5 protein-coding genes and 1 pseudogene are annotated in these 4720 nt (G+C 38.0%); 3 read left to right on the plus strand and 3 right to left on the minus strand.

Translation table 11 applies throughout. The features are described 5' to 3' along the window. Window positions 1–306: transposase (locus LC115_08795; protein ID MCZ2356766.1), on the plus strand; the 306-nt coding region annotated here is incomplete at its 5' end. A gap of 22 nt (window positions 307–328) precedes the next feature. Here LC115_08795 and LC115_08800 read toward each other — a convergent pair. Continuing rightward, window positions 329–466, minus strand: a pseudogene (locus LC115_08800) (IS630 family transposase). Window positions 467–844: 378 nt separating this feature from the next. Here LC115_08800 and LC115_08805 point away from each other — a divergent pair. Continuing rightward, window positions 845–1789: a hypothetical protein gene (locus tag LC115_08805; GenBank protein MCZ2356767.1), complete on the plus strand. Its 945-nt coding sequence runs from the start codon at window positions 845–847 to the stop codon at window positions 1787–1789. Further along, window positions 1767–2972, plus strand: coding sequence for a glucose-1-phosphate thymidylyltransferase (locus LC115_08810; protein ID MCZ2356768.1), 1206 nt, complete (start codon window positions 1767–1769; stop codon window positions 2970–2972). Before LC115_08805 ends, LC115_08810 begins: the two co-directional genes overlap by 23 nt. Here the strand turns inward: LC115_08810 and LC115_08815 are convergent. Then, window positions 2965–3882 (minus strand): hypothetical protein, encoded by a 918-nt coding sequence (locus LC115_08815; GenBank protein ID MCZ2356769.1) that lies wholly within the window; start codon window positions 3880–3882, stop codon window positions 2965–2967. The genes LC115_08810 and LC115_08815 overlap by 8 nt on opposite strands. A gap of 10 nt (window positions 3883–3892) precedes the next feature. Then, window positions 3893–4531 (minus strand): hypothetical protein, encoded by a 639-nt coding sequence (locus LC115_08820; protein MCZ2356770.1) that lies wholly within the window; start codon window positions 4529–4531, stop codon window positions 3893–3895. Between the last annotated feature and the right edge of the window lie 189 nt (window positions 4532–4720).

Below are 4720 nucleotides of genomic sequence, written 5' to 3' on the forward strand. Positions count from 1 at the left end.
TTTTCATTGCAAGAGCCTGAAGAATACAAAATAATGGTTTTGGATAATGGTGCATTCCACAAGGCAAAAAAACTAATCATTCCAAAAAATATCTTCCTATTATTTCTACCTCCTTACAGCCCAGAGTTAAACCCTGCTGAAAAGATATGGCAACATATCAAAAGAAAGTTTACCAATAAACATTTCGAAAATTTAGAACAAATCAGCACATTCTTTGACCAAGCAATAAAGAACCTAAGCCCTCAAATGGTAATGTCTATATGCACATTCAAATATATGAATATAGATACATTTTGGTCTAATTAAAATATCATTATCGTATTACTTTGTCAGAATATTCGCCTTCATCGCAGTTTAACAGAATATAAGCAGTACGGAATGTTTGTGAAGTATGGCTTCCTTTATTAATGATTGCCTGAAGTTCCTCTACTTCTTCCTTTGTCAATTTAATCGTGTATCGTATCATTGTTTTTTTGTAAAGATACGAAATATATGCGTCATAACATATCTAACCTAACACTAAATATAAATATAAATAACTCATTACAAGCCAGAAACTGAAGATTTGTCAGAAGGGCTACTTGCTTTTCCCAAAAAAACAGAAAACGATGATGTCCTGATTGCAATAATGATTCACCAACGAAACCACACGCTTTCTTCATTCTTCTTTCTGAATCACAACCCAAATTTATGAATCGTATTTTTAGAACTGTTCAGTAGAGATAAATAGGCTAAGCCAAAAGTTCGTAATTTTGTAAACTCTTATTTAGAGAGTTGTTTTTCAGGAAGTTAATAATAACTCTAAAATGAAAGTAGCTGATAAATTTAATCAAAAGAGAGAAAAATGTCTGTACAGCATAGCGAAGGGCGCAATATACCGGTATTGTTCTTGATATTTAACCGTCCGGATACCACAGCCCAAGTTTGGAATGTCTTGCGGCAGATACGGCCTCGTAAGCTATACATAGCCGCAGACGGCCCCAGACCACACAAAAATAACGAAGCAGAAAAAGTAGCCCAAGTCCGCAAAATAACTCAACCTGACTGGGAATGTGAAGTAACTTATTGGTTTCAAGAAACTAACTTAGGCTGCCGAAATCATGTTTCCCAAGCCATCACCAAGTTCTTTGAGTACGAAGAGTGCGGCATCATTTTAGAAGATGACTGCTTACCGGTATTGAGTTTTTTTCCTTTTTGTGAAAGATTACTCATTCATTACAAGGATGATACGCGAATTATGCATATTTCCGGAGATAATTTTCAACATGGAGTTCAGCGTGGTAATGCCAGCTACTATTTCAGCCGCTTTAACCATATTTGGGGCTGGGCTACTTGGAGAAGAGCTTGGAAACTATACAATGTAAATATGCCGGACTTCCCCGAATTTTGCTACCAAAACTCCCTCAAAAATATTTTTTCAAATCCAATGATACGCCTTGCGTGGTATCAAAATTTTTATGACGTTTATAGCGGTAAAGACACATGGGACTTCCAGTGGACTTATACAATCTGGAAAAATAACGGATTAGCTATCTTACCGCAAAATAACTTAATAACCAACATCGGCTTTGGCGCAGAAGCTACCCATACCCACATAAAAGTAGATTCTATCTCTGAACTACAACGCCAAGAAATTGATATAGAAAAACTTACACACCCAACTTGGATTATGCCCAATATAGACGCTGATGACTACACCTTTAATCAAGCATTCAAACGCGGCTTAATAATCAGATTAAAATTCCGACTTAAATTACTCTTAGGAAATGAAATACCTGCTTTTCAATGACGATAAACAAATAGATTTTTATCCGCTTACACTTACGCGCCCTGTATTTTATCTTAGATGTGGCCACTTTACAATAATTGAAAAATGGAAAAACTATCTTCAAGATTCTGTTTATCAATATGTTTCTGGATTTTTAAAGGAAAAATTTCATACGGCAGCAATGCTTGATGAAGCCGTTTGCTGGATAAATGGACGCTTTTTTCCCAATGAAATACTGTTTCAAGAAATACAGACTCTTCCCAAAGAAAAACGCCTCATTACTCCAGAAGGAGAAACAATAGCTTGGAAAGGAATTTCTCCCGAAAAAAACTGGGTTGAGGTAAAAAATGCAGTTGATAATTTTCCAACCCAAATTTTTTTCGGAGAAACTACTCGCTTAAACCATATAACGGATATTTTTCGACTTAATAAAACTGCATTAATTAATGATTATCAGTGGCTTACTAAAAACAAACCCTCTCAACAAACCATCAATGACCCTTATACAAAGATTTATTCTCCTGAAAATATCTGGCTTGGAGAGAACGTCATTATTCGGGCAGCTACGCTAAATGCTTCTTTGGGACCCATAATCTTAGATGATAATGTTGAGATTCAAGAGGGGGCGATTATAGCCGGTGCGCACAGTGTCGGCAAAAATGCCGTTATCAATATGGGAGCAAAATTGCGTGGTGATTCTACCATCGGTCCATATTGCAAAGTAGGCGGCGAAATCGCTAACTCCGTGTTTTTAGCCTATTCCAACAAAGCTCATGACGGCTTCATCGGAAACTCCCTCATCGGAGAATGGTGTAATCTCGGCGCAGATACGAACAACTCAAACCTCAAAAATAACTACGAAACTATCAAACAATACAGTTATCGTACCAAACGTTTAGAATCAACCGGCTTACAATTCTGCGGATTAACGGTGGGAGACCACAGCAAAAGCGGTATCAACACAATGTTTAACACCGGAACAGTGGTGGGCGTTAGTGCAAATATCTTTGGAGGGGGCTTCCCGCCAACCTTTATTCCGTCATTTTCTTGGGGCGGCAGCGAAACACTGGCGCAATATCGCTTTGAAAAAGCCATTGAAGCTGCTAACAAAATGATGCAACGCCGAAACCAAATGCTCTCTGTATCAGATATAAATATCCTAAAAACTATTTTTGAAGCCGAACAAAAAACAGCACTTAGTTAGAACCGCTTTTGGGTAAAAAAGATACATCAACAATCTGAATAACGGCTTGTTCTTCTTGGCTTAGTATCTGGGAAAGCCATTGTTGAAATTTTTCAGATGATAATTCTCCCGGGTTGGAGTATTCTGCCGACTTAACTTTTGGGGGAGCAACTTCATGAGCCGTCCAGAGAGCATATAACCGATAATATTCCGGTTTATCGGCTGAAATCATAAGTTCATCTTCTTGGAAATAAGGATCTTGAGAAAAGTAGTTGTGTTCTAGTTTGTTTGAAAACAATACATATTGCTGCCGGGCTTGGAGTTCAAAAAAAGGCTGTTTTTCAGGCATACGCTGGTAAGGTAGCAGTTGATAAGCGGTTGTTCTATCGTCTAAAAAAATGGTTAAGAACCCTTTGGTATCGGATTCAGCCAACAGATAGAGGCGTTCGCCGGAAAAAAAAGTAGTTGATTCACAGGATATTGCAGGGCAGTTTGCGAACGCAATGGCCACGTTAGCGGGTGCTGTTTTTAGTTTTCGGGCGTGCCCGCTTATGCGTGTGTGTAGCCATAACTTTTCCAATCCTTGCTGCTTACGAATTTCCGTTTGCTGGCTTAATGACAAGGTTTCTAACCAAACTCCCCGCATATAAGAATCAGAACGAAGCCTAAAGTCAGAATTTGTTTTGCCGTTAGTCGTTTCCAAAGAAAGAGAACTATTTTGGTAAATAGCTGACCCAAAGGCACTTTCAATAGCAACTTTAATGGCGGCATCTTTAGCTTGGTCTTTTGCAACGACCAGCGGAATATTGGGAGGAACTTCTGTCCAAATATCCGCTTCTGCTTGAACTACCTGCGCATTCACCGAAAAAAATAATAATTGAATATAAAAACAGCAAATAAGCCTTTTAGGGAGAAAACGCAAGTAGCTCATAGTTAGTTATTTATTGTAACTGTAAGATTTTATCTAATTTTTGCTGCAACTCTTGTGTGCCTTTTTCAAGTTCTTCGCGGATAGCTTGCTTTGCTGTGTTTAGGGCGGTAGATTTTTTATAGACAATTTTGACGTTTGTTTCTACATTTTTTCCGATGATTCTGTAGATTTTAAATACCGGATCTACTCGTTCTAATTTAGTAGCGATGATATTTTTAGCGCCGGTCAAGACTTTGGTAACGGAGGCGGCTTCTTCTACGTTTAGCTGTGCGTTAGCGATGTTAGATTCTACGATAGCTCTGACGATGGTTTCAAGCTGGCCGGCTAAGTTTAGTTTAGCGGTTTCAAAAGCCTGTAAATCAGCGGCGGTTTTGGTTTCGGCTACGGCGTTTCCGTCAGCCGAAATATAGGCAAGTTCACCTTTTTCATCTTCTTCCAATAGCTTATACCACGTTTTTTCAAGCATTTTTTCCATTGGTAATGACCCCGGTGCTACGTCATAACCCTGCTTTTTGTACTTTTTAGCTTCTTTACGAGCTTCTTTTAGGGCTTTTGACTTTATTTCCGCCCGAATTTCCTTCTCCGTTTGCTGGGCAAAACTTATTAGACTTAAGCTAAATAAGCAAACTGTTAATAATAGTGATTTCATAATCATTTAGTTAAAAAAAATTTTACTACATCTGAAAAAGACAAATTTCATGCCAAAGCCTTTTTGGGTAAATTTAGTTTTCCCATTTCAAAAACTAAATTGATAATCATTAGCGTCCGACAAAAGTATAATTCTCGAGCGCGTTGCATAACCTCTAAATTTTTAAAAAAGCCCAAATTTTCTCCCGTT

The organism is Bacteroidia bacterium (assembly GCA_026932145.1).
Lineage (GTDB): Bacteria > Bacteroidota > Bacteroidia > J057 > JAIXKT01 > JAIXKT01.

Coding starts and splice junctions, on each gene's coding strand:
- LC115_08805 (MCZ2356767.1), top strand. CDS start 845: ATGTCTGTACAGCATAGCGAAGGGCGCAATATACCGGTATTGTTCTTG.
- LC115_08810 (MCZ2356768.1), top strand. CDS start 1,767: ATGAAATACCTGCTTTTCAATGACGATAAACAAATAGATTTTTATCCG.
- LC115_08815 (MCZ2356769.1), bottom strand. CDS start 3,882: ATGAGCTACTTGCGTTTTCTCCCTAAAAGGCTTATTTGCTGTTTTTAT.
- LC115_08820 (MCZ2356770.1), bottom strand. CDS start 4,531: ATGAAATCACTATTATTAACAGTTTGCTTATTTAGCTTAAGTCTAATA.